Raw genomic sequence first — 26,745 nt, 5'->3', positions numbered from 1 at the left:
ACCGCCGGGTCCGGCACGGGGTGCCGGGAGGCCGGAGGTCGGTGTGCGGTTCGGGGCGGTGAACGGATCAGCGCGAGTAGATCAGCGCGAGCGGATCAGTACGTCTTGGCGATCCGCCGGGCCTTCTCCAGGTCGTCGTGGTTGTCGACCTCCACCCAGTCGACGGCGCCGATGGGAGCCACGGAGATCGTGCCGCCACGGTTGACCAGCTCCTGGTAGCCGTCCTCGTAGTAGAGGTCGGGGTCGCCCTCCCAGGTGGCCTTGAGCGCGTCGGCCAGGGGCCCGGCCGCTGCGGGCTCGATGAGCGTAGCGCCGATGTACTCGCCGGCCGCGCTGGCCGGGTCCATCAGCTTGGTGATCGTCTTGAGGTTGCCGGCGTCGTCGAGGGTGACCTTCATCTCCTCGTCGGCCAGAGTTTTCACATTGTCCACGGCCAGGAGGATGTCCGGGCCGCGGTGGGAAAGTAGCGTCTTCTCCACGCTCACCGGATGAACGGTGTCACCGTTGACCATGAGGACGCCCTTGGAGAAGTGTTCGCGCGCCAGCCACATGGAGTAGGCGTTGTTCCACTCCTCGGCCTTGTCGTTGTGGACGAGGGTGAGGGAGACGCCGTAACGCTCCTCCAGAGCCGCCTTGCGCTCCTCGACCGCGCCCGCGCGGTAGCCGACGACGATCACGACGTCGGTCAGCCCGACCTCGGCCAGGTTGCCCAGCGCGATGTCGAGGATGGTCGTCTCGCCGTCGACCGGCACCAACGCCTTGGGCAGCGTGTCGGTGTACGGCCGCAGCCTCCTGCCCGCGCCCGCCGCCAGCACCATCCCGATCATGCTTAATCTTCCTCCAGGTCGACGATCTCGCCAGTACCGCGTCCGGTCCGCGTCCACGTCGTGACGCTCTCGCTGACGAACAACACGCCAAGGTAGGCGGCCAACGCAGCGTACGCGAACGGGAGAAGCCCCGAGAGGCCCGCGAAAGCCACAATGAGCATGCGGCCCTCCCAGCCGAGGCCGGCCCGGAAGACCCAGTCGTGTGGCCAGAGCCGCTGACGGGTGCGGTACACGGTGTCGTAGTGGTGGTACGCGAGGACGGCGATCAGCGCGTAGATCAGTGGCGCCGACACGCCCTGTGCGAACCCCAGTACGGCCAGGTAACCATACTCGATCGAGCGGATGATGGGCGGTACAAGCCAGTCAAGTCGCCCGGTGTGGGCGCCCGGCAGCGGCGGCAGGAGGCCGCGCGCCAGCCGGCCCAGCACCGTGCAGATCGGCCCGTCGTCTCGGTAGGCCCGCAGCTGCCGGGCGGCCATCGCGGTGGCCTGCGCGGCGGCGTCCTGCGCGCCCGGCTCCTGGATCGCCCCGTCCTCAGCCATGGCGGTCATCGCGCGATCGACCTCATCACTCGTCCGGTCAGCGTGTACATGGCGGCGACGCTGCCCCACAGGAGCAGGGCGATGAAGGTCACCTGGGCGTTGAACAGCGCGGCGGTGATCGCGATGAGCGCGAAACGCTCACCGATGGGCAGGACGATGATCTTCTTGGCCCAGTGCAGCATCCGCACCTGCGACGTACTGCGGGACAGCCGCACGGCAAGGCCTCCGTTCGGCTGCACGTCCTGGGCCGCCGCGGGCTGCTCGGCCGTAGGCCGGTCGGCCGCGGGCTGCTCAGCTGCGGGCCGCTCGGCGGGAGTCGGCTCGGGTGGGGGCACGCCGTCGTCCGGGGACGTCAGCGGCAACACGGGCAGGGGCCGCGCCACCTTTTGGCGGCGGCTCGCACCGTACGAGAAGTCGATCATGTGCCGCACGGTCTGCAGGGCCAGCGCGGCCACCGCGAGACCCCAGACGTTGCCTCCGTCCACGCCGCTGCCGGCCGCGGCGGCGGTGGACCCGGCCGCCAGCCCGACGAAGACGACGTACTCCTTGGCCCGGTCGAAGACGGCGTCGAGCCATGCCCCGAGCGTGCTGAACTGCCGGGAGTAGCGGGCCAGCTGCCCGTCCACGCAGTCGAAGACGAAGGAGAAGTAGAAGAGCACGCCGCCAAGGATCATGCCGGTACGGGTACCCGCCGCGAACCACACGGCCGCCACCACGGCGATGCCCATGGAGATCGACGTCACCATGTTGGGCGTCAGCCCGCGCCTGGCCGCCCAGCGGGCGATGTAGCGCGAGTAGGTGCTGACCGCGAACGTGGTGAAGAAGCCGTCGTTGCTCTTGACCGCCGCCGCCAGCCGCACCTTGTCCTCGTCCACGGCGTCGATCGCGGCCCGGGCTGCGTCCACGCCCTCCTCGCTGTCGGCGCGCAGGCAGACCAGCTGCGGGTCGCCGCACTGGGCGACCGGGATCCCGGCGCGGACCAGGCCGACAAGGAGCAGCTCGATCGTCTCCGGCGCCCGTCCCGGCGTGGAGCCGTCAGTCTCCGGCTCGGGGCTCAACCGTTCGAGCGCCTCGGGGTCGTCCAGGAGCGACGCCAGATTCTCGGCGATCTCCGCGAGCGCGCCGGCGCGGGAGTGGGCGATCCTCAGCGCACCCGGGAACCCCGCGTTCGGCTCGGTCACCCGGTGATACGGGGAGCCCGCGGAGGCGATCCGGCGCCGCTCGGCCCGGACCGGGGTGGCGGCGTCCGGCGGCGGACCGGTCAGCGCGGTGGCGGGCCCCTTGGCGTCGAGCAGCAGCCGGGCCAGCGGCTCGTCCCCGGTGACGAGGTCGCCGGTCAGGACCACGATCGTTTCCTCGGCCTGGCCTGCCAGCTCGGCGATCTCGCGCAGGTCGCTGAGCGTGCCCCTGGACTCGATGACGTCGTGGCCGTCCTGACGCAGCGCGGGCGCCAATTCCGGCCTGGTGATGATGCGCTGGTCCGGTACGTTGAGCGTGGCCAGCTGGCCGCGCAGCCGCGCCAGGAGCGTCAGCCGCTCGGTGTCACCGGATCCGCCCGCGTAGGACAGGGCCGCCGCGGGGCACGGAACGTGGCCCCCGGCGATCCGTCCGGTCGCGAGGATTACCGCTACGGTCATCGGCGCCTCCGGCGGCATGTTACTCGGGGTCAGCGGGTGGACGGGCGTCCCGGAACCGCCTGGGCGGCACCGGGGAGTTGCTCAGCGTAGCGTTTTGACGACTACTCGAAGAGGAAAGGGGAACGGGCGATGCGGACGGTCGCGGTGATCCTCGCCGGCGGCACGGGGCAACGAATGGGCGCCTCGCGGCCCAAGCAGCTCATCGAGGTCGGCGGTCGGCCGATCCTGGCATACGCGATCGAGGCATTCAATGGTCATCTGGGCGTGGATGAGCTTCTGATCGTCATGGCCGCCGGCCATGTGCGCACGGCCGCCAAGATCGCCGCTCCGTTCCACAAGGTGACGGGCCTGATGGAGGGCGGAGACACGCGTACCGCCTCGACGGTCGCGGCGCTCACCGCGCTGGCCGGCCGGCCTGACGACACGCGGGTGCTCTTCCACGACGCCGCCCGTCCGTTCGTGGACCACGGCGTGATCGACCGCGTGCTGGCGGCGCTGGCGACGTACGAGGCGGTCGCGGTGGGCGTGCCCTCCGCCGACACAATCGTCGCGATCGAGGACGGCCTGGTGTTGTCGATGCCGCCGCGTGAGTCGCTCGCGCGTTTCCAGACACCGCAGGGCTTCCGGCTCGGCACGATCCGCAAGGCCTACGAGCTCGCCCTGGCCGATCCGCTCCTCGCCGCCACCGACGACTGCGGGATCGTCCACCGGTACCTGCCGGACGTGCCCATCCGGGTGGTGACGGGCAGCGAGCGCAACCTCAAGGTGACCCACCCGCTCGACGTCGTCATCGCCGAACATCTGGCCGCCGAGCCCGACGACACCACCGAATCCCCGGAGAGTAGATGATCTTCGAGAACGCCCCCGCCGTCATCGGTCATCGCGGTTCCGGCTCGGGCGACGTGCCGCTGCCCGGCCCGGAGCCGATCCCCGACGAGAGCCTGAGCCCCGAGACCGTCGCCGAGAACACGATCCCCTCGATGCTGGCCGCGCTCGACGCGGGCGCCTCGTGGATCGAGATCGACGTCACCCGCACGGCCGACGACGATCTCGTCCTGCGCCACGACCCGACCCTTCCCGGCGGCGACTTCCTGATCGACACCGCGGCGGCGGACAGCGGCCTGCCGCGGCTGGTGGAGGTGTTCGACGCGCTGCCGGCCGGGGTGCCGGTCGACGTGGACGTGAAGACGATCCTCGAAGACGCCGTGGACGCCCCGTCCAGGCGTACCGGCGCGCTGCTGGCACCCGTTCTGCGCCGTGAGGCCGGGCGCCGCCCCTTGCTGGTGACGTCGTTCGACCCGTCGTTGCTGCTTTACCTGCAGGAAGAGCTGCCGGGCGTGCCGCTGGGGCTGCTTACGTGGCTGCGGTTCCCGTTGTGGCACGGCGTCTCCGCCGCGGCGGGCCTCGGCCTGCAGGCCATCGGCGTGCACACCGAGTCGTGCGGATTCGGCCACCCCGACACGCGCCTGCGCCCGCTGGAGCACATCGTGGACGTGGCGCACAAGGCGGATCTGGAGTTCGTCGCCTGGTGCCCGGCGCCGCAGGACGTCCACGCCTATGCGGCCGCAGGCGTGGACGCGCTGGTCGTCAACGATGTGCCCGGCGTCGTCGGCGCCCTCGAAGGCCTCAGCCAGTGAAGGCCTAGCGGGAGCCGAACACCTAGCGCGAGCTGCCGCCGTCTTTGAGGTCGTCTCCGCCGTACATCCGGGTCCACTCCCCTGGCTCGTCGTCCTCGGGCGACTGCGAGCTCTGTGACGGCTTCGCCTGTGGAGGTGGTGGCGGTGGCGGCGCCTGCGACGATGGCGGCCCCTGCGCCGGTCTCGGCACCGGGATGCCGCCCGGACCGGGACTGGCACCCGGGCTCGCACTCGGGGCGGGGCCCGGGGGCTGCCCGTACGGCGATGGTGGCGGGTTCGGGCCACGACCGTATGGCTGCTGCTGCTCCCGCCCGTACATCGGGCTCGGCGCCCCGGGTATCGCGGCGTGCGGTGGCGGCCCGCCGGGCATCCCTGGTGGCGGTGGGCCGGCAGGCTGGCGGGTCGCCTGCGCGGCAGACGTCCGCGCCCGCCAGCGCGACGGCAGTATCGAGCCGGCCAAGAGCACCACGCCTACCAGGAACGGCACGGCGAAGACCGACATGTTGATGACCGGGCCGGCGTAGCGGTCGGGCAGGTCGGCGGCCTGCCTCGCGGCCCAGGCCGGCTTCAGCAGCCAGACCACCCCGTACGCGGTGAAGACCGCACCGGGGATGAACGAGGCCAGCGGTGAGAGCCGCGACGCCACCAGCACCGCGATCGCCGCGGCGGCGAGGGCGAGGACGGCGCCCGCGACCAGCCCCGTGGACGTCGTCGAGTCGAGCCGTATGAAATGACGGCGGTGCTCCTCGAGCCGTTCGAACCCGACCACGAGCCCGGCGCCGACCAGCGGCGTGGCGATCACCCCCGCCAGGACCCCCAGGCCGTGACGCGCACCGTTCGACATGGCCACCTCCTCATCCGGCCGGCGCCATGATCCGCCAACCTAATCCTGAGACGTGGCTTTATCTACCCGGGTTCACTCGTTCGGTCTGGTTCTTCCCAAATCCGGCATGTCGGTCAGGGCTTGGCCGGGGTGGGCTGGCCGAGTCCGGGAGGGCTGGTCAGGAAGCCGACGCCCCACGAAACGTGCATGGTGGCGAACACCAGCGGCAACCGCATCCAGGCCGAAACCGGCAACCCGCGACCCTCCACGGCGGCACCGGCGACCATGGCGACCGCGTAGCCGCCGGGCAGGAGCCAGCCTGGCCAGATGCCGAACGCGCCCGCCACCGTGCCCGCGGTCATCGCCAGGACCGCCAGCGGCGGCGCCAGGTAGCGCAGGTTGAGCGTGCCCTGGTGCTCCCGGCCGACGACGCGGCGCCAGCGGCCGGTGTGGAAGTACTGCTTGGCCAGTGCGCGCAAGTTGGGCCGGGGACGGTAGGTGACACGCATACGCGGGGTAAAGAAGATCTTTCCGCCGCTCTGCCGGATCCGGTGGTTCATCTCCCAGTCCTGGGCGCGCACGAACGTCTCGTCGTAACCGCCGACACGCTCCAGCGCGCTGCGCCTGAACGTGCCGAGATACACCGTCTCCACCTCGCCCGCCTCGCCGCCGGTATGGAAACGCGCGTTGCCCACGCCCAGCTTGGAGGTCATCGCGCGGGCCACGGCCTGCTCGAACGGCGTGACGCCCTCCGCCGCCATGATGCCGCCGACGTTGTCCGCGCCGGTCTCCTCCATCGTCTCGACTGCGGCCCGCACATAGTCGGCAGGCAGCAGCGAGTGGCCGTCCACGCGGACGATGATGGAGTACTGGGACGCCTTGATGGCGATGTTGAGGCCCTGGGGAGTGCGCCCGGTCGGATTGGCCACGACGACGATGCGCGGGTCCTCGGTCGCCAGCTTGGCGGCGATCTCCTCCGTACGGTCCCGGGATGGTCCGATGGCGAGGACGAGTTCGAGTTCGCCGGGGTAGTCCTGGGTCACGATACGCCGGACGGCGTCGGTGAGATGCCGTTCTTCGTTGAGCACGGGCATCACGACCGACACCGCGGGCCAGGTGCGGTCTTGTGTCATCTGCTGGACGCCGTTCATTGGACTGTGCGCTTGGGGAGACGGATTCATACAGTTGCTCTGGGCCGGGTCGGCTGGCCGGGGGCCCTTCCTCTCTCTTGCTGGCTCCGGTCTATGACGCAGCTCACGACACCCTGGCCGGGTGTGGCCGCCTGGGAGGGAGGTCAAGACGGCGCCACGTTACTCCAAGGACACGAGTCCGAGGTAGCGAACGGACGGGTGTTCCCCACTTTAAGGTGGTGACGACGCGCGTCAGAAGGCGCCGAATCGGTCTCGGGAGGAGGCGGCGGCCAGAATGGCTGACGGTCACGACACCGGCAAGGGCGCCGGTAAGGACGCCGATCCGTTCGAGCGGTACTTCCGCCCCCGGCCGGGTGACGGCCCGGCGGGCGGTGACGACGGGGCCGGCGACGACGGCATCGACGGCGTCACCGTCGACGGCGCGCCGGCGCCCCGGGTCGCGGTCGAGACCCCGCGCGGCCCGCGCAGGCCCGGGGCGAGCCTGAGTCCCCGGGCGGCGATGAGCGCCCGGCGCCAGCGCCGCTTCCTCATGCTGACCGGCACCATGTCGGCGTTCGTGCTGTTGACGGCGGGCGGCGCCTGGGGCTTCCAGAACTACGTCACCGGCGCCCTCGACAAGGTCAAGGTCGGCGGGCTCGGCAAGGACAAGGACGCTCCCAAGGGCGCCATGAACATCCTGGTGGCCGGTGTCGACCGCCGCGAGGGGCTCACCCGGGCCCAGCAGAAGGCCGCGCGCCTCGGCCGCGAGCCGGGTGAACGCTCCGACACGATGATGCTGGTCCACATCTCACGCAACCACGACCGCGTCACCGTCATCAACCTGCCGCGCGACTCGTACGTGATGATCCCCTCGCACAAGTCGAACGGTTCCGAGGGCTCGAAGGGCAACCGGGTGCCGGCCCGCCACGGCAAGCTGACCTGGGCCTACCAGTTCGGTGGCCGCGACCTCATGGTGGACACGGTCAAGCAGGCCACCAACGTCTCGATCGACCATCTCATCGAGGTCAACTTCTACGGCTTCGTGAGCATGGTGGACGCGCTCGGCGGCGTCGACGTCTGCACCGAGGAGCCCGTCAACGACCCGAAGAGCGGGCTCAAGCTGGCCGCGGGCAAGTCCCATCTGGACGGGCTCAAGGCGCTGAGCTTCGCCCGTGCCCGCTACTCGCTCACGGGCGGCAGCGACCTCGGCCGCATCGACCGGCAGCAGCAGTTCATGTCGGCGATGATGAAGCAGGCCCTCAGCAGCAAAACGCTGAGCGACCCGGTGAAGTCCACAAAATTCCTCAACGCGGCGCTCAAGTCGCTCACGGTCGACGAGAAGCTGGCCAAAAACCTGCCCAAGCTGGCCGACCAGATGAAGGACCTGTCCACCGACAACCTCACGTTCGCCAAGATCCCGCTGTCCAACCCGGGCTACAACACGATGTTGTGGAACGCGACGGCCCCGCAGTCGACCGTGTTGTGGGACCAGAGCCGCGCCCGGGATCTCTTCGGCAAGATCAAGCGTGACCAGCCGCTCGTCGAGCCGCCCAAGCCCGCGCCCAGCGCCACCCCGCAGGACAAGAACGCACTCACCGTGCCGCCCGGCGACATCCAGGTCCTGGTCCGCAACGCGGTCGGCACGCCGGGCCTGGCCCGCCGCGCCGGCGGCGATCTGACCGACGCCGGGTTCAAGGTCACCGTCGTCCAGGGCATCGCGCGCCGCGGCCTGGCGAGCACGGTGATCCAGTACGGGCCGGGCCGCAAGGAGTCCGCGAAGACCCTGGCCGCCGCCATCCCCGGCGCCAAGATCAAGCAGGTCGACTCGCTCGGCTCCCGCGTGCAGGTCCTGGTCGGCGAGAACTGGAAGGGCGCCGAAAAGGTCAAGGTCAAGAAGCCCGCCTCGGCCGGCGACTCCCCCGGCCCGTCCCTGGAGACCGGCACGGCCACCTCCAAACTCTGCAAGTAGGTCTGCAAGTAGGCAGGCACGTCTGCGAGAGGCAGGCGCCATTCGGGTCAAAGGTTGCTGATCAGACACTCCGCACCCGGTCAGGCGATGTTTGATCCGCGCTGTATCGACGAAATAGGCAGCGGCCCTATGTCGTCGAGCGAGCGTGGAGAGCCGATGTGACCGACGTGGGCGGAGTGAACGGCATGAAGGCTTATCGCGGAACCGTCCTGCACTTCACCGGGGATCCCGCCGCCGGTGGCGGGAACGTCCATCTCCTCGAAGACGGCGCCCTGGTCGTCAACGACCAGGGTCTGGTCGACCATGTGTCGCCATGGGTGGATCTGGACGACGACTTCCGGGCCCAGGCGGTCCAGGACTATCGCGACGACCTGATCCTGCCGGGATTCGTCGACACGCACATCCACTCAGGCCAGATCGACGCGATCGCCAGCCCTGGCGGTGATCTGCGTGACTGGCTGGAGAGTTACGTCTATCCGGCCGAACGCAGGTTCGCTGACGACGAGTACGCGCACCGGGCGGCTGGAGACTTCCTGGACACGCTGCTGGCGGCCGGGACCACGACGGCGTGCGTGCACACGACGACCTTCAAGTCCTCCACGAACGCGTTCTTCGCCGCGGCGTACCAACGTGACCTGCGGATGGTGGCCGGAAAGGTGCTCATGGACGCGGGCGGCCGCGCGGAGGGCGGCCCCGTCCCCGACGACTACCTCGACACCGACGTACGGCAGGCGGAGGACGACTGCCGCGAGCTGATCGACAGGTGGCACGGCAAGGGCCGCGGCCTGTACGCGATCACGCCGCGCTTCGGGCCGACCTCGACCGTCGAGGCCCTGCGCATGGCCGGCCGCCTCTTCCAGGAGTACGCGGACCGCGGAGAGCCCGTCTGGGCGCAGGCTCACCTCGCAGAGACGCGGGACGAGGTCGACACGGTGCTCGAACGGTTCACCGCACTCAAGCCGCGCTCCTACCTGGATGTCTACGACAAGTGCGGGCTGGTGGGGCCGCGAAGCGTCTGGGCGCACTGTCTCTGGCCGGACAACGTCTACCGGAGTGGCATCGGCGGCGGGCGGGACTGGAAGCTGCTGAAGGAGCGTCAGGCCGGTGTCGCGTTCTGCCCTACGTCCAACCTCTTCCTGGGGAGCGGCCTGTTCCCGCTGGTGAGGACGCGCAGGGCAGGTGTCCGGGTCGGGCTCGGAACGGACATCGGGGGCGGCACCAGCTTCTCGATGCTCGCAACCTTGAACGAGGCGTACAAGGTGATGGCTCTGCAAGGCGACTACCTGTCAGCCCTCCGCGGCTTCTATCTGGCCACCAGGGGCGGTGCGGAGGCCCTGCATCTGGAGGACAGGATCGGAGGTTTCCAGCCCGGCAACGAGGCGGACTTCGTGGTGCTGGACTTCGCGGCGACTCCCCTTCTCGAACGCCGGACGGACGCCGCCGAGGGCCTCGTCGAGCGGCTCTTCGCGCTGGCGATGCTGGGGGACGAACGCGCCACCAAGGCGACCTACGTGCTCGGCCGCCGCGCCTCCCCGTTCGACGAGCACCACGTCCACCACGGCCATCACCGCAGATGACGAACATGATCACGAACACCGGAGCGGGACTCAGCCGCATGATCCTGGGTAGGAGCCCGGACATGGAAAGCGCGAACGTCTCGGGCGAGCCGCCGGTGCGCGCCGAGATCACCTTGATCGTCAACGGCCGGGGGCACCGGCTCGCCGTCGACACCCGGGCGTCCCTGCTGGACGTGCTGCGCGAGGAACTCGGGCTCACGGGGACCAAGAAGGGCTGCGACCACGGCCAGTGCGGCGCGTGCACGGTCCTCGTCGGCGGGCGGCGGGCGAACGGCTGCCTGGCGCTCGCGGTCGCCCACGACGGCGCCGACATCGTGACCGTGGAGGGCCTCGCCGACGGGGACGAGCTGAGCCCGCTCCAGGCCGCGTTCATCGAACGGGACGCCTTCCAGTGCGGCTACTGCACGCCGGGCCAGCTGTGCTCGGCGACGGCGGTGCTCGACGAGGCGGCACGGGGCTGGCCGAGCGTGGTCACCCAGGACGTGGCCGCCGATCCCGAACTGGACGAGCCCGAGATCCGCGAAAGGATGAGCGGCAACATCTGCCGCTGCGGCGCGTACGTCAACATCGTCGCAGCCGTCCAGCAAGCCGCGGAGCGCGAGACGGCGGGGCGTCAGCCCACAGAGCGTCCGACCGCGGCACGCGAGGCCGTGCGATGAGGCCGTTCACTTACGAGCGCGCACGGAGTGCAGACGAGGCCCTCGCGCTGCACGACGGCGACACGCACTACCTGGGCGGCGGCACCAACCTGGTCGACCTGATGCGGCTCGGCGTCGAACGCCCGGCCAAGCTCGTCGACGTCACCCTGCTGCCGTACGACCGGATCGAGGAGCACGGCGGCGGGCTGCTCATCGGCGCCGCCGTCCGCAACAGCGACCTGGCCGCCGACCGGACCGTCCGCGAACGGTATCCCGTGCTCGCGGAGGCCGTTCTGGCCGGTGCGTCCGGCCAGATCCGCAACCAGGCCACCGTCGGCGGCAACCTGCTCCAGCGCACGCGCTGCTCCTACTTCCAGAACGTCACCAAGCCCTGCAACAAGCGCGACCCCGGAAGCGGCTGCCCTGCCCGCGAGGGCGAACACCACAACCTCGCGATCCTGGGCTACACGCCGCACTGCGTCGCCACCCATCCGTCCGACATGTCGGTGGCGCTCGCGGTGCTCGACGCCTCCGTCCGGGTGCACGGCCGTTCGGGGGAACGCGGTGTCCGGCTGGACGAGTTCTACCGGCTGCCCGGCGACGACCCTTCCCGCGACACGACGCTGGATCCCGGTGACCTGGTCACCGGGATCCAAGTGCCGCCGCTCGGCATGGCGTCGCGCTACCGCAAGGTCCGGGAGCGAGCCTCGTTCGCGTTCGCGCTCGTCTCCATCGCCGCCTCGCTGGACGTCGCGGATGGAACGGTCCGCGACTGCCGCGTGGCGCTCGGCGGTGTCGCCCACCGGCCGTGGCGGGCACGGCGCGCCGAGGAGATGCTGCGCGGTGCCCCCGCCACCGAGGAGAGCTACCTGCGCGCCGCCCAGGCCGAAATGGAGGCGGCACAACCGCTCCGCGACAACGGCTTCAAGGTGCAGCTCGCGACCAACCTGATCGTACGCACGCTGTCTGAACTGGCGCTGTCTGAACAGGCGCCGTCCAAGCCGGGGGATGGATCATGAGGTCGCTGGAACGGGTGGAGGCGCGCGACAAGGTGACCGGCGCGGCCCGTTATGCGATCGAGTACCCCGTCGAGGGCGCCGTGCACGCGGTGGCCGTCGCGGCGACGATCGCACGCGGCGAGATCCAGTCCGTCGGTGCCGATGAGGTGCTGGCGCTGCCCGGCGTCCTGGCGGTGCTGTCCTGCGAGAACGCGCCGAAGCTGAACTCGGTCGACGACGCCGAACTCGAGGTCTTCCAGTCCCGTACGGTCTCGTACCGCGGCCAGCTCATCGCCGCCGTGGTCGCCGAGACCCTGGAGACCGCCAGGGAGGCGGCCGCCAGGCTCCGGATCGGCTATCGGGCCGAGGAACACGACGTCCGTTTCCGGGACGACCGCTCGGATTTTCTCGCCGACGTCGAGCAGGGCGATCCGGAGTCCGCGCTCGCCGAGGCCGCCGTCTCGATCGACGCGACCTACACGACGCCCGCCGAGCACAACAACCCGATGGAGCCGCACGCCACACTCGCGGTGTGGGATGAGAACGGGCTCACCGTCCACGACTCCAACCAGGGTTCGTCGAGCGTGCGGGACACCCTCACCAAGATCTTCGACCTCGACCCGGCCCAGGTCCACGTCATCTCGCCGCACGTGGGCGGCGGCTTCGGATCGAAGGGCACGCCGCGTCCGACCGCCGTGCTGGCCGCGATGGCCGCCCGCGACGTAGAACGGCCGGTCAAGCTGGCGTTCACCCGGCAGCAGATGTTCTCCATGACCGGCTACCGGACGCCGACGATCCAGCGGGTGCGGCTCGGTGCCGACGCCGACGGCCGGCTCTCGGTCATCGTCCACGAGGTGATCGAGCAGAACTCGACCGTACGCGAGTTCACCGAGAACACCGTCGGACCGACCCGGATCATGTACCGGGCACCGCACCGCCGGATGGCGCACCGGCTCGTCCAGCTCGACGTGCCCGCCACCTCGTGGATGCGCGGGCCGGGCGAGACGCCGGGCATGTGGGGCCTCGAATCGGCGATGGACGAACTGGCCGTCACGCTCGGGATCGACCCCATCGAGCTGCGCATCCGCAACGAGCCGGAGACCTCTCCGGAAGAGGGGCTCCCGTGGAGTTCCCGCAACCTTGTGGCGTGCCTCCGCGAGGGCGCCGAACGCTTCGGCTGGGCCGACCGCCGCGCCCGCCGCGAGGGCCGCACGCTCATCGGCACGGGCGTCGCGTCCGCCACCTATCCGGTGAACCGTGAACGCAACAAGGCCACCGCGCGAGCCGAGCCGGACGGCCGCTTCACCATCCGCATCGCCGCCACCGACATCGGCACCGGCGCCCGCACCGTCCTCACCTTGATCGCCGCGGAGGCGCTCAAGGCCGACCCGGACCGCGTCACGGTCGAGATAGGCAACAGCGACCTGCCCAAGGCCTCCCTCGCGGGCGGTTCGACGGGCACCGCGAGCTGGGGCACCGCCGTCCATAACGCCTGCGAGGCCCTCCTGGCCGAACTGGACGTGCCCGTACCGCCAGAGGGCGTCGAGGTCACCGTGGACACCAAGGAGGAGCTGGAGTCCCAGGAGAAGTACGCCCGCCACGCGTTCGGCGCCCATTTCGTGGAGGTCCACGTCGACATCGACACCGGTGAGGTCCGCGTACCCCGCATGCTCGGCGTCTTCGCCGCCGGCCGCATCATCAACCCCGCGACCGCGCGCTCGCAGTTCATCGGCGGCATGACGATGGGCCTGGGCATGGCGCTCATGGAGGAGAGCACCATGGACCGGGAGTTCGGCGACTACCTCAACCACGACCTGGCGCAGTACCACGTGCCGGTCTGCGCCGACGTCCGCGACCTGGAGGCGATCTGGCTCGACGAGAAGGACCCGCACCTCAACCCGATGGGCTCGAAGGGCATCGGCGAGATCGGCACCGTCGGCGCCGCCGCAGCCGTCGCCAACGCCGTCCACCACGCCACCGGCGTCCGCGTGCGAGACCTCCCCATAACACCGTCCCGCCTCCTGTCATCCCTCTGACCCCAGACGTGGCTGGCGTCCCCGCAGACGCATGTCCACTATCCTGCCGATTTACGGACATGACCGCCTATGTCCGGTCGGAGTCGGACTGGACGAAGATCGGATCGCTCCCCCGAAAGTGGTGAAGCGTGACCAAGTACGCCGATCCCCAGCGGATCCTGCAGCACGCCGATGACCTCAAGAGCGACGTCGTCCCGATGGTCAAGAAGGCCGGCGACACCCTCAACAAGGACGGCACGTACAACCTCGAGGGCGGTGACTTCAGCATCGCCTGCGTCGCGGCCGGAAGCGCCTACCCGATGGCCATCCAGTTCGCCTTCGAGGACATCAAGATGCTGATGAAGACCGTCCAGGGTTTCGCCGAGAAGGTCGACCAGGCGGCCGTCACCTACCGGAAGTCCGAGCAGAACAGCACCATCTGACCGTTCAACGGTGAACCGGCAACGGCGACCAGCGAAAAGGAGACGTAGTGGGTAACGGTCCCGGAGACGGCCCAAGCTCGAGTCCCAGCCCCAACTCGACCCCGAGCCAAGGGACAAGTCCGAGCCCGCCCCCCAGCCAGGGATCCAGCCCCAGCCAGGGGGCGTCCCCGAGCCAGGGAACCAGTCCAACGAGCCCGTCCACGCCACAGCGTTCCGCGCAGACGAGCGCAACGAATTCCAAGGGCATCAAACAGGGTGCCGGAGCCGCCGGGCTCGGCCTGGCGGGTGCCCTCTTCGCCGGGGCCTCGGGCGGTTCGGTGGTGGGGACGGCCGAGAGCCTGATGTCGATCGCCACCGCCATGGCCATGGGCGCCGGCGCGATCCTGCCGCCCGCGCTCATGGTGACGTTCCTCTACAAGGAGTCCACGGGCAAGCCGTCCAAGCTCGAGAAGGCGGCCCAGGACTGGGCGGACGCGGCCAAGGAGCTGAGCCAGGCCGCCCAGAAGATCACCGAGCTCGTCAACGCCATCCCCGGCGAAGCCTGGACCATGGACGACCGGCCGCTCTACGAGAGCAAGGTCGTGGACTTCGGCCAGCAGGTGGACGCGCTCGCGAGCTACATCGAGGCGGTCCAGATCTCGATCATGGTGGTCGCCTGGGCGTTGTTCACCTACTCCGTCTTCGCGATGGGCATGGCCGTCTACCTGGACGCCCTGGCCATCGCGGCCGCGGCGGCGCTGGCCGCCACGGCCACCGTCGTGGGCGCACCGGCGGGCGCGACGATCTTCGCCGAGTGCCAGACCCTCGCGGCCGTCGGCATGAAGGTCACCATGGTCGCGACCGGCATCCTCGCCGTGGCAGGCGTCGGCGTGGCCGCGGTCATGGTGGGCGGTGCGGCGCTCACCGCCAACTCACAGGAGGGCAACGGGGCCACGAACGCCTTCGACGCGTTCGAGAAGGGCATGGCCACCGGCGCCGCGGGGGCGGCGGCCAACCTCGCCCAGGCCGGCGTCAACAGCGGCCTGAACTTCCTCAGCCGCGGCGTGCCAGGAGTGAGCAGGCCCGCAGCGGAGCTGGACTTCGACGCCGACCGGGACATCGACAAGACGTGGAACGTCGGCGGCGGCGCCAAGGTCGCCACGCCCGGCGGCATGGGCGAGTTCGAGGGCGGCTACCACGCCAAGATCAGGAACGGCGAGGTGCAGGGACAGGAGGTCGAAGGCAAGATCAAGGGCACCACGCCCGGCGGGATGGCCAGCGGAAGCCTCGGCGGCAAGCTCGAATGGGACGAGAACGAGAACCTCAAGAACAAGTCGTTCAACGCCGGCGTGGAAAGCGGGCCGCTCGGCACGAAGGGCGAGTACGAGGGGAACTGGGACCAGAAAAACCAGTACAGCGACAAGTACAACGTCAACTCGCCGTTCTTCAACCGGGTCGACGGAAGTATCCAGAAGAAGAAGGACGACGAGCCGCCACCCTGGGAAAAGAACCTGTGAGCTTGGGCCGGGGGCACCGCCCCCGGCTCACGTCTTCTCCATACACTGAACGCCATGTGCACATACGCCGAGACCACGTACAAGGTCCACTATGTGTGTGTTCCCTGCCGCCAGAGCCACAAGTACCTCTGGGACGGCGCTGAGCACCTCTGCACCCGCTGCCGCGCTCCCATGACGTTCGCCGGCCACGATTTCGCCGCTCCTCGCAAGCTCGACGACAACCGCTGGGCAGCCGTAGCCGCCGTCCTGGAAGCCGGCCTCACCTACGACGGCTTCGAAACCTGCGGCTGCGGCCGCGAGCCCAAGTCCCGTCCCCGCACCAAGGCCCAGGTCCGTGCCCGCCGCCAAACCGCTGCACGCCGAGGCCTCACCGACCCAGAGGCCCTCTCCGAAACCTGACCCGTCGTGCTGTGCGGCTCAGCTGCCGGCGGCGGCGATCCTGCCCCTCTTGTTCATTTCCTTCTTGTACCACTCGATGAATTCCTCCTGGTACCGCATGTAGGAGGAATGCACGTCCTGGTATCCCGGATACGGCTCGCCCGTGGCCTGCACGGGCTCGGGCGCGCTGTAACCGGATGTGATGATCGACACCTGCAGGCGTTCGTCCACCCGTCCCGCGATCATCAGCGCGGCGACCAGAGCTCTGATCAACTGAGGCGCCTGCGGCGCGAACTCCACTCTCGTCGAGTCGTGACCCCGCATCTGTGCCAGCAGCGCGCCGTCGCGCCCCACGAACCGCACCCCGGGCTCCGCCGTCGCCCCCGGATTCATGGCCACCCGCGCGACCATGTCGCAGACGACCTCATGATCGCGGTCCCGCAGGTGCCCGCGCCCGCTGAGGAGCGTCATCCCCTCCGCGTCGACGGGCCCGTCCGGCGGCACGAGACTCTGCCGGTGGTCGTTGGTGGTGTAACCGATCACGCCCCCGCCCGCGTCCACGACGGCGTAGTGCGGCATGCACCCGTGCCCGGCCAGCTTCTCCGCCCGGTCAACGAAGAAGAACGTCCTGCCCTCCCGGTCGCCCACCCGGAACGTGATGCGAGGGATGTGAACGTTCTCCCCGGGGAAGCGGCCAGGACCTTTGGAGCGCAGGAACCGCTTGAAGCCCTTCTCCTCCCGCAGCTCCCCCACGGCCACCGGCGCGACCATGGCCACGGCGCTCTCCGTCTGCGGATCCCTCAGCTGGTAGTGCAGATCCCGCGACAGCGAGATCACCTCAAGCTGCGGAACCTCGAACAAGTTCGCCACCATCCATCCCAACCTGCGGAGAATCGGCCACAAGGGAGGCTACACGGGCTACTTCAGAAGCTGACGCGCCATCACCATCCGCTGGATCTGGTTCGTCCCCTCGTAGATCTGGGTGATCTTGGCGTCGCGCATCATGCGTTCGACGGGGAACTCGCGGGTGTAGCCGTAGCCGCCGAGGAGCTGGACGGCGTCGGTGGTGACGTCCATGGCGACGTCGGACGCGAGGCACTTGCAGGCGGAGGAGACGAAGGTCAGGTCGGGGACCTTCGCACCGTGCATGGCGAGCTCGGACTTGATGGCGGCGTGGTAGGTCAGCTGGCGGGCGCCTTCGAGGCGCATGGCCATGTCGGCGAGCATGAACTGCACGCCCTGGAAGTCGCCGATCGCCTTGCCGAACTGCTTGCGCTCCTTGACGTAGCCGATGGCGTAGTCGAGGGCGCCCTGGGCGATGCCGAGGGCCTGGGCGGCGATGGTGATGCGGGTGTGGTCGAGGGTGGCGAGGGCGGTCTTGAAGCCGGAGCCCTCCGCGCCGATGATGCGGTCGGCGGGGATGCGGACGTTCTCCAGGATGACCTGGCGCGTGGGTGAGCCCTTGATCCCGAGCTTCTTCTCCTTGGGGCCGAACGAGACGCCGGAGTCGGACTTCTCGACGACGAAGGCGGAGATGCCGCGGGCCCCGGCGGCGGGATCGGTGACGGCCATCACCGTGTAGTACTCCGACTCACCGGCGTTGGTGATCCACATCTTGGCGCCGTTCAGGACCCAGTGATCGCCATCACGGACGGCCTTGGTCTTCATGCCCGCGGCGTCGGACCCGGCTTCCGCTTCGGACAGGGCGTAGGAGAACATCGCCTCGCCCTTGGCCACCGGATTCAGATACTTTTTCTTCAGCTCTTCGGAGCCCGACAGCAGGACCGGCACCGTGCCGAGCTTGTTGACGGCCGGGATCAGCGAGGAGGACGCGCACGCGCGGGCGACCTCCTCGATCACGATCACCGTTGCCAGGGCGTCGGCACCGGCTCCCCCGTACGCCTCCGGGACGTGCACCGCGTGCAGCTCGTTCTGCACCAGTGCGTCCAAGGCCTCCTTGGGGAAGCGGGACTCCTCGTCGACCTCCGCGGCATGCGGGGCGATCTTGGCATCGGCGAGCTCGCGGACCGTCTGGCGGAGGAGTTCGTGCTCCTCAGACGGGGCGTATGCAGGAAAGTCGGGACTCATAACACGCATGCTACCGGCCGGTACACTGCGCCCGGCCTGGGCAGGAAGATTGTCGAGAGGAGACACCGTGGCCCACCGCCTCACGGTGATCGGAACCGGGTATCTCGGTGCCACCCATGCGGCCTGCATGGCAGACCTGGGATTCGAGGTCATCGCACTCGACATCGACCAACGGAAGATCGACCAGCTGTCGGCGGGTCATCTCCCGTTCTACGAGCCGGGCCTGGAGCCGGTTCTGCGCCGCAACCTGGAGAACGGGCGGCTGCGCTTCACCACGTCGTACGAGGAGGTCGCGGAGTTCGGCGACGTGCACTTCGTGTGCGTGGGGACGCCGCAGAAGCTCGGCGAATACGCGGCCGACATGACCTTCGTGGACGAGGCCGTCAACTCGCTGGCGCCGCTGCTCCGACGGCCGTGCCTGATCGTGGGCAAGTCCACCGTGCCGGTGGGCACCGCGGCGCGGCTGGCGGACCGCATCGCCCGGCAGGCCCCGGCGGCGGGCGACGCGGTGCTGGCCTGGAATCCGGAGTTCCTGCGGGAGGGCTTCGCCGTCCAGGACACCCTCCACCCGGACCGGATCGTCATCGGCGTGCCCGGCGACCAGGGCGCCGCCGAGCACGCCGAGAAGGTGCTGCGCGCGGTGTACGCGCAGATGCTCGCCGAGGGCACTCCGTTCATCGTCGCCGACTATCCGACGTCGGAGCTGGTCAAGGTCTCCGCCAACGCCTTCCTCGCCACCAAGATCTCGTTCATCAACGCGATGGCCGAGGTATGCGAGGCGGCGCACGCCGATGTGACGAAACTCTCTGAGGCGCTGTCCTACGACGACCGGATCGGCGGCAAGTTCCTCGGGGCGGGCCTGGGGTTCGGCGGCGGCTGCCTGCCCAAGGACATCCGTGCGTTCATGGCTCGCGCCGGCGAGCTCGGCGCCGACCAGGCCCTGACGTTCCTGCGCGAGGTGGACGAGATCAACATCCGCCGCCGGATCCGCATGGTCGATCTGGCCCGGCACCAGCTCGGCGGCTCGTTCATCGGCCGGACGGTCGGCGTGCTCGGCGCGGCGTTCAAGCCCAACTCCGACGACATCCGCGATTCGCCCGCCCTCGACGTGGCCGCGTCCATCCGCGGCCAGGGCGCGACCGTCACCGTGTACGACCCGCAAGCGATGGAGAACGCCCGGCGCGCCCATCCCGATCTCACCTTCGGCGGCTCGGCCCTGGAGGCGGCCAAGGACGCGCACGCGGTGCTCCTCCTGACCGAGTGGGCCGAGTTCCGCGACATGGACCCGGCCGAGCTCGGCGCCGTCGTGGCCGAGAAGAACATCGTGGACGGCCGCAACGTCCTGGACCCCGAACGCTGGCGCGCCGCCGGCTGGAGCTACCGCGCCCTCGGCCGCCCCCAAGCCCCCTAGACCGTAGGTCCACCGTCCGTTCGGCCCGCAGGAATCCTGATGCCCAGGGAGCTGTTGTCGTGGACATGGCTGATGCTTATGCGGACCTGACGGTGATCCGGCGGCTGCTGAACGAGACGAAGACGTGGGCGTTCGTGGGTCTGGGCGACAACCCCGACCGCGAGGTCCACACCCAGGCACGGCTCCTCCAGGAGCGCGGCAAGAGGATCATCCCGGTCCACCCGGACGGGCGGACCGTGCTGAACGAGCAGGGGTTCGCGTCGCTGGCCGACATCCCCGCCACGGAAGGGCCCATCGACGTCGTCGGCGTCTACCGGCGGGCGGAGTACGCCGGTGCGGTCGTGGACGAGGCGATCGCCGCAGGAGCCAAGGCCGTCTGGCTCCCGCTGGAAGTGATCGACGAAGCCGCGGCCAAACGGGCTCAGGAGGCAGGCTTGGACGTCGTCATGGACCGCTGCCCCGCCGTCGAATGGGCTCTGCGTCGAAATTAGAGGCAGCTACAGATTGTCGCGGAGGCGGGCGCCTTTGGCCTTGGCCTGGTCGTACAGGTCCCGCTGGAAGTCCTTCATCTTGGCCTGGAGGGCCTCGTCGGACGCCGCCAGGATGCGTACGGCCAGCAGGCCTGCGTTGCGCGCCCCGCCGACCGCGACGGTCGCGACCGGGACGCCAGCGGGCATCTGAACGATCGACAGCAGCGAGTCCATGCCGTCCAGGTACTTCAGAGGCACAGGGACGCCGATGACGGGGAGCGGGGTCACCGAGGCGAGCATGCCGGGCAGGTGAGCGGCCCCGCCCGCCCCTGCGATGATCACGCGCAGGCCCCGGTCGGCCGCGTCCACCCCGTACTGGATCATGTCGTGCGGCATCCGGTGCGCGGAGACGACGTCGGCCTCGTAGCCCACCCCGAACTCCGCCAGCGCCTCGGCGGCGGCCTTCATGACCGGCCAGTCCGAGTCGCTGCCCATCACCACACCGACCAGCGGCGTCATGTGTTCTCCCCTTGTCATTCTGGGGGGACGACCCCCCAGACCCCCCGACTAACTACGCCTGCCGGCAATCCTCGCTTCGCTGCGGTTGCCGGCAGGCCCCCAGCGAAGATAATCGGCAGCGTGGCGGGCACGTTCCCTCACCTCGGCGAGATCGTCGCCGAGCGCGGTGACATGGCCGATCTTGCGGCCGGGGCGGACCTCCTTGCCGTACAGGTTCACCTTGACGCCCGGATCGTGGGCCATCACGTGGATGTAGCGGGAGTGGACGTCCGGGTCGTCGCCGCCCAGCACGTTCGCCATCACGACGTACGGCGCCGTCGGCCTGGTCTCGCCGAGCGGCAGGTCGAGGACGGCCCGCAGATGCTGCTCGAACTGGGAGGTGCGCGAGCCCTCGATCGTCCAGTGGCCGGAGTTGTGCGGGCGCATGGCCAGCTCGTTCACCAGCAGGCCCCGGTCGCTCTCGAACAGCTCGACCGCCAGCAGGCCGGTCACGCCCAGATTCTCGGCGATCTCCAGGGCGAGCCGCTGGGCTTCGGCGGCGATCTCGTCGTCCAGGCCGGGGGCGGGCGCGATCACCTCGACGCAGATGCCGTTCTCCTGGACGGTCTCCACGATGGGGTACGCGGCGCCCTGGCCGTGCGGCGAACGGGCCACCAGGGCGGCCAGCTCACGGCGGAACGGGACGTGCTCCTCGAGCATCAGGCTCAGGCCCTGCGCGAGCAGCTCGCGGACCAGGCCCTCGTCCGGCTCGTCGAGCACCCAGACGCCCTTGCCGTCGTAGCCGCCCCGGGTGGCCTTCAGCACCACCGGCCAGCCGGTCTCCCGGCCGAAGGCCTCGATGATCGCCAACGGGTCGTCCCCGCCGATCTCGGCATAACGCGGGCAGGGCGCGCCCAGGGCGCTCAGCCGGTCACGCATGACCAGCTTGTCCTGCGCGTGCAGGAGGGCCGCGACCCCAGGCCGGCAGGGGACCCCGGCGGCCTCCACGGCCTCGATGTGGTCCCCGGGCACGTGTTCGTGGTCGAACGTGACGACATCGCAACCCTTGGCGAACGCGCTCAGATCGTCCAGGGAACGGTCATCGCCGATCCGGACGTCCGCGCACACCTTCGCGGCCGAGTCGTCCGGCGAACCGGCGAGCACCCGCAGATGGACGCCGAGTCCGATCGCCGCCTGCTGGGTCATCCGGGCCAGTTGCCCGCCCCCAGCCATCCCCACAACAGGCCCCTGAGCTGGATTTCTCACAAAGAGAAGGTTATCGGCCGCCCCAAGAGTGAACGAACGGGGCGTCTCAAGCGTCGGACAGGGTGTGGTCACCTGAACTATGGGCAGGGAATCGCCCAGGTAGTGTGAAACGTTCATGTTCTGGCGCCACGGGGGCACCATGCGTCTATTCTCGTTGTGCCTCCGCAGCCACATTGCACTAGCAGCAGCCCGGAAGGACTCCCCTTCGTGAGCCTCGTCGCCAACCTTTATCGCCGTTTCGCGCATCTTGTGCACGAACTCATGAAGTTCGGCAGCGTCGGCGCCATCGCGTTCGCCATCACGATCGGGCTCAGCAACCTCCTGCACTCCGACTCCGGCCTCGGCATGGGCCCGCTGTCGTCGAACGCGATCGCCACCGTCGTCGCCACCACGTTCGCCTACGTGGCCAACCGGTTCTGGACCTTCCGGCACCGCGACCGCACCGGCCTCGGCCGGGAATACCTTCTGTTCTTCGCGCTGAACGGCGTCGGCCTGGTGATCACTCAGCTGTTCATCGGCTTCACCCACTACGTGCTCGACCTGACCGGCGCGATCCCCTACAACGCCGCACTGATCATCGGTACCGGCGTGGCCACGCTGTTCCGCTTCTGGTCGTACAAGAAGTGGGTGTTCCTGCCCGTCACCTCGCCGCACGTCGACCCCGCGTCCGGCCTGCCCGAGGCGGCCGAGGACACCCCGCCACCCGGTCACCAGCCGGTGAACGGGCACACGCTGCAGCCGCTCGGCCGCCCCATCGACGCCTCCCAGGCCGAGGACCTCGCGGAATACACGCAGAGCCGCTGAAACCGGCCATCGGGCCCCGGCGTCAGGTCGGTCCGACGACCACGCGCTGCTCGGCGAGCTGGACCTCGGCAGGCTGGCGCAGGAACACCCCGAAGACCGCGGGCCGCGGCGAGATCAACTCCAGCCTGCCCCCGTCCACGACCGCCAGCGAACGCGCCAGGTAGAGCCCCAGACCCGTGCCCCGGCCGCTGCTGACGCTGCGTTCGAAGATCCGGGGCTCCAGGTCCCCCGGGATGCCCGGCCCCTCGTCGCCGATCTCCACCACCACCGAGCCGACACCCGGCTTGGTGTTGATCGTGACGGTGCCCCCGCCGTGGACCAGCGAGTTGTCCAGGAGAGTGGCGATGATCTGGGAGAGCCCCTCGGGGTTGGTCATGCCGACCAGGTCCCGGTCGCCGGTGATGCGGATCTCGCGGCCGTCCCGGCGGAAGATCGGCTGCCACTCCTCGACCTGCTGGGCGATGATGTCGTCGATGGGCAGGGCCGTGGCGGTGCCGGTGCGGTCATGGCGGGCACGGGCCAGCAGCTGTTCCACGACGGCGACCAGGCGTTCGGTCTGGGCGACGGCCGCGGCGCCCTCCTCCCGGACCACGTCCGGATAGTCGGCCGCCTCGATCATCTCCTCCAGGCGCATGGACAGCGCGGTCAGCGGCGTACGCAGCTGGTGGCTGGCGTCGGAGGCGAACTCGCGGCTGGCGGCCAGCAGGTCGGCGATCCGGACGGCGCTGCGGTCCAGCACCTCGGCCACCCGGTCGACCTCGGGGATCCCGTACCGCCGTCGCCGCGGCCGGGCGTTGCCCGAGCCGAGCCGGTCGGCCGTCTCGGCCAGATCGCTGAGCGGCAAGGTCAGCTTGCGGGCCTGGAACATGGCCAGTCCGACGGTCACGGCCATGCCGAGCGCGGCGAGGCCGCCGATGAGCAGCAACTGCCGTAGCGCCTCATCCTGGACCTCCGACGCCTCCTGCGAGACCTGGACGTGCACGCCCGACTGGGTCCGCGAGTCGGTCAGCAGGCCGGCGCCGTCCGGCGGCTTGCCGCCCGCGGTGATCACCTTGTTGTCCGGCAAGGTGATCACGATGTAGCGGCCGTGGTACTCCTGCGAGATCTTCTCGCTGGTGATGTCCTGCCGGGACTCGAGGCTGAACAGCACGCCGCCGACGATCGAGGAGGCCTCGCGTTCCAGTGACCGCTGGGCCTCCTCGTAGATGAGCTTGTGCGTCGCATACGCGAGGGGGATGCCGAGTAGCAGGATCGCCACGACCGCCACCGCGAGCGTCGAGAAGAGCAGTCGACGCCTCATCAGGGCTCCTTACCGGGATGAAGCCATGACCGTGCAGCCCTGCACCATCGCCGCGCACGGCGGCCGGTGCAGGACTGCAGGACCACGACGGGTCGGTCGGGCTAGTCGCCTCGCTCGAACCGGAACCCGACACCCCGCACGGTGGTGATGTAGCGCGGGCTGCCGGCGTCGTCGCCGAGTTTGCGGCGCAGCCAGGAAATGTGCATGTCGAGCGTCTTGGTCGAGCCCCACCAGTTGGTGTCCCACACCTCGCGCATGATCTGTTCGCGGGTCACCACCTTGCCGGCGTCCCGGACGAGCACACGCAGCAGATCGAACTCCTTGGTGGTCAGCTGGAGTTCCTGGTCACCCATCCAGGCACGGCGCGACTCGGCGTCGATCCGCACACCCTGCACGATCGGGGTCTCGGTGCTGCCGCGTCGCAGCAGGGCCCGGACCCGGGCGAGCAGCTCGGCCAGCCGGAACGGCTTGGTGACATAGTCGTCGGCGCCGGCGTCCAGACCGACGACCGTGTCCACCTCGTCGGCACGGGCGGTCAAGATGAGGATGGGCACTCCATGGCCCTCCGAACGGACCCGGCGTGCCACCTCGAGCCCGTCGAGCTCGGGCAATCCAAGGTCGAGAACTATGAGGTCCACTCCACCGCCGAGCGCACGCTCCAGGGCCTGCGGCCCGTCCGGGCTCACTTCAACGGTGTAGCCCTCCCGCCGCAGCGCACGGGCGAGAGGCTCGGAGATGGACGTGTCGTCCTCGGCGAGCAGTACTGAGGTCATGAACCGATCGTATGGCCATTCATGAACGTTTCCCGGCTACCGCCGCGCTCTTGACCTGCGGTTTGCCACTCGTAGTACATCCTCAAATACTTACAAACCGAGATGTAATAGGAGGTAGCCGCCACACTGACCCCACCAACCTCTGTGGCCCCGCTCGTGAAAGAGGTCGAACAGTCGCGGTCGGACGATCGCAGTTGCACAATCGCACTAGACGACGACGGCACTAGGCGACGATCGCGTAAGAGACGATCGAGCTAGGCGACGATCGCGACGGAGGCACCGGGGAGAGTCAGGCCCGCTCCGGCGGCTCCCGCTCCCGAACGGTCGAGGTGTACGGCGGGGTTGGAGGCGAGGATCACGCGCGTGCCGGTGACCGGCGGGCGGGCGGCGCCGGAACCCAGGTTCGCGGCGACCGTGAGCCGCCCACGACGCACGACCAGCCAGCGCGCCTCCTCGTCGTACGCGACGTCCACCTCGGACAGGCGCGGGTCGGTCAGATCCGGCCAGGCGCGCCGGAGGGTGATCAGAGACCGGTGCCATTCGAGCATCTCCCGGTGCGGGAGTTCGCCCGGCTCGGCCCAGTCGAGCACCGAGCGCCGGAACGTATCCACAGCCTGTGGATCGGGAACCTCGCCCACCCAGCCGTGTCGGCCGAACTCCCGGCGCCGCCCCTCGCTGATCGCACGGCCCAGCTCGGGTTCGACGTGATCGGTGAAGTAGCAGAAGGGCGTGCCGGCCGCCCATTCCTCCCCCATGAACACCATCGGCGTGAACGGCGACGTCAGCACGAGCGCCGCGCCGACCTTGAGAAGTCCGAGCGGCACCGTGGCGCCGATCCGGTCGCCCACAGCCCGGTTGCCCACCTGGTCGTGGTTCTGGAGATACGCCAGGAAGCGGTGGCCCGGGATCCTGTGCACGTCCACGGGCCGCCCGTGGTGCCGCCCCCGGAAGGTCGACCACGTGCCGTCGTGCACGAAGACCCGCGTGAGGACCTTGGCGAGCGCCTCCATCGACCCGAAGTCGGCGTAGTAGCCCTGCCGCTCCCCGCTCAGGGCGGCGTGCAGAGCGTGGTGGAAGTCGTCGTTCCACTGCGCGCCGAGCCCATAGCCGCCCGCCTCCCGGGCGCTGACCAGCCGCGGGTCGTTGAGATCGGATTCGGCGATCAGGAACAGCTCCCGGCCGAGGCTCGCGGCGAGCCCGTCCACCGCGATCGCGAGTTCCTCCAGGATGTGCACGGCCTGGTTGTCGGCGATGGCGTGCACCGCGTCCAGGCGCAGCCCGTCGATGTGGTGGTCGCGCATCCACATGAGCGCGTTCTCGACGACGAACGCCCGGACCTCGTCCGCGCCCGCCCGGTCAAAGTTCACCGCGTCGCCCCACGGTGTGGCGTAGAAGTCGGTGAAGTACGGCCCGAAGCTCTTCAGCCGGTTTCCGCTGGGCCCGAGATGGTTGTAGACCACGTCCAGCACCACGGCCAGCCCGCGCCCGTGCGCCGCGTCGACAAACCGATTAAGCGCGTCGGGACCGCCGTACGGCTCGTGCACGGCCCACAGATGAACGCCGTCGTATCCCCAGCCCTGCGTGCCAGGGAAGGAGGCCATCGGCATCAACTCGACAGCGTCGACACCCAGCGACACGAGGTGGTCGAGCTTGCCGATGGCCGCGTCGAGAGTGCCCTCGGGGGTGAACGTGCCGATGTGCAGCTCGTACAGCACGCTTCCGCGTAGCGGCCGTCCCCGCCATTTCTGATCGGTCCAGGCGAAACGATCGTGCTCGTACACCCGGCTCACGCCATGGGCCCCGTACGGCTGCCAGAGGGAACGCGGGTCCGGCAGCACCTCGTCCACGTCGTCCAGGACGAATCCGTAATCCGTGCCGTGCCCGGCGTCGGTGACCTCGACTCGCCACCGGCCCGGCCGCTCCTCCACCGGCCGCATCGCACGCCGGACGAGCTTCGCGCCGTTGCCGGTCGCCACCTGGACCCGTTCGGCGTCGGGCGCCCACACCTCGAACGTCGTCGTCATT

The 26,745-nt window shown here is 69.6% G+C and carries 25 protein-coding genes; 13 read left to right on the top strand and 12 right to left on the bottom strand.

The annotated features are described in order from the left end of the window. Positions 1-95 precede the first annotated feature (95 nt). From ACH34W_RS20385 to ACH34W_RS20375, 3 genes are read right to left on the bottom strand one after another with little or no spacing between them, the layout of a single operon-like run. Positions 96-827, bottom strand: a complete 732-nt coding sequence (locus tag ACH34W_RS20385) for a sugar phosphate nucleotidyltransferase (protein WP_395962493.1) — start codon at positions 825-827, stop codon at positions 96-98. Positions 828-829: 2 nt separating this feature from the next. Beyond that, positions 830-1,378 carry a DUF5941 domain-containing protein gene (locus ACH34W_RS20380; RefSeq protein ID WP_395962492.1) on the bottom strand — a complete coding sequence of 183 codons (549 nt, stop codon included), beginning with the start codon at positions 1,376-1,378 and terminating at the stop codon, positions 830-832. Next, positions 1,375-3,006 (bottom strand): CDP-alcohol phosphatidyltransferase family protein, encoded by a 1,632-nt coding sequence (locus ACH34W_RS20375; RefSeq protein ID WP_395962491.1) that lies wholly within the window; start codon positions 3,004-3,006, stop codon positions 1,375-1,377. The genes ACH34W_RS20380 and ACH34W_RS20375 overlap by 4 nt, the downstream gene beginning before the upstream one ends. Positions 3,007-3,135: 129 nt before the next feature. Here ACH34W_RS20375 and ispD point away from each other — a divergent pair, with 129 nt between their 5' ends. Both ispD and ACH34W_RS20365 read left to right on the top strand, forming a co-directional pair. Continuing rightward, positions 3,136-3,855, top strand: a complete 720-nt coding sequence (gene ispD / locus ACH34W_RS20370; RefSeq protein ID WP_395962490.1) for a 2-C-methyl-D-erythritol 4-phosphate cytidylyltransferase — start codon at positions 3,136-3,138, stop codon at positions 3,853-3,855. Further along, entirely contained in the window at positions 3,852-4,643 is a 792-nt protein-coding gene (locus ACH34W_RS20365) for a glycerophosphodiester phosphodiesterase (RefSeq protein WP_395962489.1), read from the top strand. Before ispD ends, ACH34W_RS20365 begins: the two co-directional genes overlap by 4 nt. A gap of 22 nt (positions 4,644-4,665) precedes the next feature. On the opposite strand, the gene ACH34W_RS20360 is transcribed toward ACH34W_RS20365, so the two are convergent. Beyond that, a complete protein-coding gene (locus tag ACH34W_RS20360) occupies positions 4,666-5,487 on the bottom strand; it encodes a hypothetical protein (protein ID WP_395962488.1) in 822 nt (273 codons plus the stop codon). A gap of 113 nt (positions 5,488-5,600) precedes the next feature. Further along, the gene (locus tag ACH34W_RS20355; RefSeq protein ID WP_395962487.1) at positions 5,601-6,599 is read right to left on the bottom strand and encodes a glycosyltransferase family 2 protein; all 999 of its coding nucleotides are present in this window, start codon (positions 6,597-6,599) and stop codon (positions 5,601-5,603) included. 292 nt (positions 6,600-6,891) lie between these two features. Between ACH34W_RS20355 and ACH34W_RS20350 the strand changes: the two genes are divergently transcribed. The 8 genes from ACH34W_RS20350 (at position 6,892) to ACH34W_RS20315 (ending at position 16,131) form a co-directional block, all read left to right on the top strand. Then, positions 6,892-8,565, top strand: coding sequence for an LCP family protein (locus tag ACH34W_RS20350; RefSeq protein ID WP_395962486.1), 1,674 nt, complete (start codon positions 6,892-6,894; stop codon positions 8,563-8,565). A 158-nt stretch (positions 8,566-8,723) separates the two neighbouring features. Then, on the top strand, positions 8,724-10,142 hold the full coding sequence (gene guaD, locus ACH34W_RS20345; protein WP_395962485.1) for a guanine deaminase: 1,419 nt from the start codon (positions 8,724-8,726) through the stop codon (positions 10,140-10,142). Positions 10,143-10,204: 62 nt separating this feature from the next. After that, a complete protein-coding gene (locus tag ACH34W_RS20340) occupies positions 10,205-10,801 on the top strand; it encodes a 2Fe-2S iron-sulfur cluster-binding protein (RefSeq protein ID WP_395962484.1) in 597 nt (198 codons plus the stop codon). Continuing rightward, entirely contained in the window at positions 10,798-11,799 is a 1,002-nt protein-coding gene (locus ACH34W_RS20335; protein ID WP_395962483.1) for an FAD binding domain-containing protein, read from the top strand. The genes ACH34W_RS20340 and ACH34W_RS20335 overlap by 4 nt, the downstream gene beginning before the upstream one ends. Continuing rightward, positions 11,796-13,814, top strand: a complete 2,019-nt coding sequence (locus ACH34W_RS20330) for a xanthine dehydrogenase family protein molybdopterin-binding subunit (protein ID WP_395962482.1) — start codon at positions 11,796-11,798, stop codon at positions 13,812-13,814. The genes ACH34W_RS20335 and ACH34W_RS20330 overlap by 4 nt, the downstream gene beginning before the upstream one ends. 128 nt (positions 13,815-13,942) lie before the next feature. Further along, positions 13,943-14,236, top strand: coding sequence for a hypothetical protein (locus ACH34W_RS20325; protein ID WP_395962481.1), 294 nt, complete (start codon positions 13,943-13,945; stop codon positions 14,234-14,236). 320 nt (positions 14,237-14,556) lie between these two features. Then, positions 14,557-15,732, top strand: coding sequence for a hypothetical protein (locus tag ACH34W_RS20320; RefSeq protein WP_395962480.1), 1,176 nt, complete (start codon positions 14,557-14,559; stop codon positions 15,730-15,732). 54 nt (positions 15,733-15,786) lie between these two features. Next, positions 15,787-16,131, top strand: a complete 345-nt coding sequence (locus ACH34W_RS20315) for a hypothetical protein (RefSeq protein ID WP_395962479.1) — start codon at positions 15,787-15,789, stop codon at positions 16,129-16,131. A gap of 18 nt (positions 16,132-16,149) precedes the next feature. On the opposite strand, the gene ACH34W_RS20310 is transcribed toward ACH34W_RS20315, so the two are convergent. Together ACH34W_RS20310 and ACH34W_RS20305 are read right to left on the bottom strand one after the other, a co-directional pair. Continuing rightward, positions 16,150-16,983 (bottom strand): hypothetical protein, encoded by an 834-nt coding sequence (locus ACH34W_RS20310; protein WP_395962478.1) that lies wholly within the window; start codon positions 16,981-16,983, stop codon positions 16,150-16,152. Between the two features lie 45 nt (positions 16,984-17,028). Then, positions 17,029-18,198, bottom strand: coding sequence for an acyl-CoA dehydrogenase (locus ACH34W_RS20305; protein ID WP_395962477.1), 1,170 nt, complete (start codon positions 18,196-18,198; stop codon positions 17,029-17,031). Positions 18,199-18,265: 67 nt separating this feature from the next. Between ACH34W_RS20305 and ACH34W_RS20300 the strand changes: the two genes are divergently transcribed. Both ACH34W_RS20300 and ACH34W_RS20295 read left to right on the top strand, forming a co-directional pair. After that, positions 18,266-19,609: a UDP-glucose dehydrogenase family protein gene (locus ACH34W_RS20300; RefSeq protein ID WP_395962476.1), complete on the top strand. Its 1,344-nt coding sequence runs from the start codon at positions 18,266-18,268 to the stop codon at positions 19,607-19,609. 65 nt (positions 19,610-19,674) lie between these two features. Next, entirely contained in the window at positions 19,675-20,100 is a 426-nt protein-coding gene (locus ACH34W_RS20295; RefSeq protein WP_395962720.1) for a CoA-binding protein, read from the top strand. A gap of 6 nt (positions 20,101-20,106) precedes the next feature. On the opposite strand, the gene purE is transcribed toward ACH34W_RS20295, so the two are convergent. Together purE and ACH34W_RS20285 are read right to left on the bottom strand one after the other, a co-directional pair. Next, positions 20,107-20,598 (bottom strand): 5-(carboxyamino)imidazole ribonucleotide mutase, encoded by a 492-nt coding sequence (gene purE / locus ACH34W_RS20290; RefSeq protein ID WP_395962475.1) that lies wholly within the window; start codon positions 20,596-20,598, stop codon positions 20,107-20,109. Between the two features lie 48 nt (positions 20,599-20,646). Next, on the bottom strand, positions 20,647-21,843 hold the full coding sequence (locus ACH34W_RS20285) for a 5-(carboxyamino)imidazole ribonucleotide synthase (protein WP_395962474.1): 1,197 nt from the start codon (positions 21,841-21,843) through the stop codon (positions 20,647-20,649). A gap of 207 nt (positions 21,844-22,050) precedes the next feature. Between ACH34W_RS20285 and ACH34W_RS20280 the strand changes: the two genes are divergently transcribed. After that, positions 22,051-22,647 carry a GtrA family protein gene (locus ACH34W_RS20280; RefSeq protein WP_395962473.1) on the top strand — a complete coding sequence of 199 codons (597 nt, stop codon included), beginning with the start codon at positions 22,051-22,053 and terminating at the stop codon, positions 22,645-22,647. A gap of 22 nt (positions 22,648-22,669) precedes the next feature. Here ACH34W_RS20280 and ACH34W_RS20275 read toward each other — a convergent pair whose 3' ends face one another. The 3 genes from ACH34W_RS20275 to treZ all read right to left on the bottom strand — a co-directional run bounded on the left by ACH34W_RS20275 (position 22,670) and on the right by treZ (position 26,744). Continuing rightward, the gene (locus ACH34W_RS20275) at positions 22,670-23,947 is read right to left on the bottom strand and encodes an ATP-binding protein (protein ID WP_395962472.1); all 1,278 of its coding nucleotides are present in this window, start codon (positions 23,945-23,947) and stop codon (positions 22,670-22,672) included. A gap of 101 nt (positions 23,948-24,048) precedes the next feature. Further along, positions 24,049-24,720: a response regulator transcription factor gene (locus ACH34W_RS20270; protein ID WP_151558558.1), complete on the bottom strand. Its 672-nt coding sequence runs from the start codon at positions 24,718-24,720 to the stop codon at positions 24,049-24,051. Positions 24,721-24,974: 254 nt separating this feature from the next. Further along, positions 24,975-26,744, bottom strand: coding sequence for a malto-oligosyltrehalose trehalohydrolase (treZ, locus tag ACH34W_RS20265; protein ID WP_395962471.1), 1,770 nt, complete (start codon positions 26,742-26,744; stop codon positions 24,975-24,977). Position 26,745 lies beyond the last annotated feature (1 nt).

The organism is Actinomadura sp. 6N118 (genome assembly GCF_044326415.1).
Lineage (GTDB): Bacteria > Actinomycetota > Actinomycetes > Streptosporangiales > Streptosporangiaceae > Spirillospora.
Note: the sequence above shows the minus strand (reverse complement) of the source record. Positions and strands in the feature narration are given on the sequence as shown.

What these genes read in the sequence shown, in the direction of transcription:
- ACH34W_RS20385 (WP_395962493.1), bottom strand. Translation starts at nt 827, where the DNA reads ATGATCGGGATGGTGCTGGCGGCGGGCGCGGGCAGGAGGCTGCGGCCG.
- ACH34W_RS20380 (WP_395962492.1), bottom strand. Translation starts at nt 1,378, where the DNA reads ATGACCGCCATGGCTGAGGACGGGGCGATCCAGGAGCCGGGCGCGCAG.
- ACH34W_RS20375 (WP_395962491.1), bottom strand. Translation starts at nt 3,006, where the DNA reads ATGACCGTAGCGGTAATCCTCGCGACCGGACGGATCGCCGGGGGCCAC.
- ispD (WP_395962490.1), top strand. Translation starts at nt 3,136, where the DNA reads ATGCGGACGGTCGCGGTGATCCTCGCCGGCGGCACGGGGCAACGAATG.
- ACH34W_RS20365 (WP_395962489.1), top strand. Translation starts at nt 3,852, where the DNA reads ATGATCTTCGAGAACGCCCCCGCCGTCATCGGTCATCGCGGTTCCGGC.
- ACH34W_RS20360 (WP_395962488.1), bottom strand. Translation starts at nt 5,487, where the DNA reads ATGTCGAACGGTGCGCGTCACGGCCTGGGGGTCCTGGCGGGGGTGATC.
- ACH34W_RS20355 (WP_395962487.1), bottom strand. Translation starts at nt 6,599, where the DNA reads ATGACACAAGACCGCACCTGGCCCGCGGTGTCGGTCGTGATGCCCGTG.
- ACH34W_RS20350 (WP_395962486.1), top strand. Translation starts at nt 6,892, where the DNA reads ATGGCTGACGGTCACGACACCGGCAAGGGCGCCGGTAAGGACGCCGAT.
- ACH34W_RS20340 (WP_395962484.1), top strand. Translation starts at nt 10,205, where the DNA reads ATGGAAAGCGCGAACGTCTCGGGCGAGCCGCCGGTGCGCGCCGAGATC.
- ACH34W_RS20335 (WP_395962483.1), top strand. Translation starts at nt 10,798, where the DNA reads ATGAGGCCGTTCACTTACGAGCGCGCACGGAGTGCAGACGAGGCCCTC.
- ACH34W_RS20330 (WP_395962482.1), top strand. Translation starts at nt 11,796, where the DNA reads ATGAGGTCGCTGGAACGGGTGGAGGCGCGCGACAAGGTGACCGGCGCG.
- ACH34W_RS20315 (WP_395962479.1), top strand. Translation starts at nt 15,787, where the DNA reads ATGTGCACATACGCCGAGACCACGTACAAGGTCCACTATGTGTGTGTT.
- ACH34W_RS20310 (WP_395962478.1), bottom strand. Translation starts at nt 16,983, where the DNA reads ATGGTGGCGAACTTGTTCGAGGTTCCGCAGCTTGAGGTGATCTCGCTG.
- ACH34W_RS20305 (WP_395962477.1), bottom strand. Translation starts at nt 18,198, where the DNA reads ATGAGTCCCGACTTTCCTGCATACGCCCCGTCTGAGGAGCACGAACTC.
- ACH34W_RS20295 (WP_395962720.1), top strand. Translation starts at nt 19,675, where the DNA reads ATGGCTGATGCTTATGCGGACCTGACGGTGATCCGGCGGCTGCTGAAC.
- purE (WP_395962475.1), bottom strand. Translation starts at nt 20,598, where the DNA reads ATGACGCCGCTGGTCGGTGTGGTGATGGGCAGCGACTCGGACTGGCCG.
- ACH34W_RS20275 (WP_395962472.1), bottom strand. Translation starts at nt 23,947, where the DNA reads ATGAGGCGTCGACTGCTCTTCTCGACGCTCGCGGTGGCGGTCGTGGCG.
- ACH34W_RS20270 (WP_151558558.1), bottom strand. Translation starts at nt 24,720, where the DNA reads ATGACCTCAGTACTGCTCGCCGAGGACGACACGTCCATCTCCGAGCCT.
- treZ (WP_395962471.1), bottom strand. Translation starts at nt 26,744, where the DNA reads ATGACGACGACGTTCGAGGTGTGGGCGCCCGACGCCGAACGGGTCCAG.